This window comes from Paracoccus sp. MC1854 (genome assembly GCF_014164635.1).
GTDB lineage: Bacteria > Pseudomonadota > Alphaproteobacteria > Rhodobacterales > Rhodobacteraceae > Paracoccus.
Map to the genome: position 1 here is coordinate 1 of NZ_JACJFU010000112.1, position 1,408 is coordinate 1,408.

The 1,408-nt window shown below is 61.8% G+C and carries 1 protein-coding gene; it reads left to right on the top strand.

All coding sequences use genetic code 11. The features are described 5' to 3' along the window. The first annotated feature begins 92 nt into the window (after positions 1-92). A complete protein-coding gene (locus H5395_RS18300; protein WP_182793966.1) occupies positions 93-1,124 on the top strand; it encodes an IS110 family transposase in 1,032 nt (343 codons plus the stop codon). Positions 1,125-1,408 lie beyond the last annotated feature (284 nt).

A 1,408-nucleotide genomic window follows, 5' to 3' on the forward strand; every position in this document is an offset into this window, starting at 1 on the left:
TGGAGATGGGGTGGATGCCGCTCTCTCCCCTACGGCGTCGCAATGCGCCAAGCTTGTGATGCTGAAGTCACAAGAGAAACAAGAGGGCATCCATGAAGGAAATTAGCATCATCGGCGTCGACCTGGCAAAGAACGTGTTCCAGCTGCACGGCGCGGCCGCGGATGGTTCGGTCATGTTTCGCAAGAAGCTGTCGCGCCCGCAATTCCAGCGCTTCATGGCGGAGCATCCGCAATGCCTCGTGGTGATGGAGGCCTGCGGTGGTGCGCATCACTGGGCGCGGGAACTGGTGCGGGTCGGCCATGAGGTGAAACTGATCGCACCGCGCTATGTCAAGCCGTTCATCAAACGGCAGAAAAACGACGCGGCGGACGCGGAGGCGATCGTGGAAGCGGCGCTGCGCCCGACCATGCGCTATGTCGAGCCGAAGACCAGCGACCAGCAATCGCGCTCTATCCTGTTCCGCACCCGCGAGCAGTTCGTGAAACAGCGCACGGAAGCGGTCAATGCGCTGCGGTCGCACCTGTACGAGTTCGGCTTCATCGCGCCCGAGGGGATCGGCTATCTTCCGCGCCTCGACGCCCTCATCAAGGACGCAAACTCCGATTTGCCGCCGCTCGCCCGGGAAATCTGTAGTGAACTGCTGGACCAGGTCGCGCATCTGACCGCCCGGATAAATGTCATGAAAAAGAGGATCGACGCGATTGCCAGGGAAGGCGAGACATCTCGCCGCCTGCAGACCATGCCGGGTGTGGGTCCGATCAGCGCCTTGGCCGTCGAGACCTTCGCGCCGCCGATGGCGCAGTTCAAACGCGGCCGCGACTTTGCAGCTTGGCTTGGGCTCGTGCCACGACAGGCGTCGACCGGCGGCAAGCAGCGGCTTGGAAAAACCTCGAAGATGGGCCAGCGCGACATTCGCCGTCTGCTGATCACCGGCGCGATGGCCGTGATCCGCTGGGCCCTGCGCCGTGGCGCACCGCAAAACCCCTGGCTTGAGCGCATGTTGGAACGCAAGCCGCCGATGGTCGCGGCCTTCGCACTGGCCAACAAGATGGCGCGCGGCCTCTGGGCGATGCTCACGCGCGGTGAAGACTATCGCGATCCGGTGATCGCCAGCGCTGCCTGATCCGGCATCAAAACGCGAAAACGGAACGCAGAGTTGTGAGGAAGGCATGATCCGAATGGGCAAATGATCGACATGATCCGGGTTGGGCAAACCAGAAACCTTCTCAGAGCTTCGAGCTCGCTGTTGGAGATTTGGCCCCGGTCCGCGCATCTCCATCTCGGCCAGCGGCATCTATCAGGCCGCGCTAACAGGCCTGACAAGAGTCCGCACTCGATCACATGTCTAAGGTTCAGAAATTCCTTGCAAATGAGGGCGGCATCCACAAGAGAAGGTTCGACGTCAGG

Coding starts and splice junctions, on each gene's coding strand:
- H5395_RS18300 (WP_182793966.1), top strand. CDS start 93: ATGAAGGAAATTAGCATCATCGGCGTCGACCTGGCAAAGAACGTGTTC.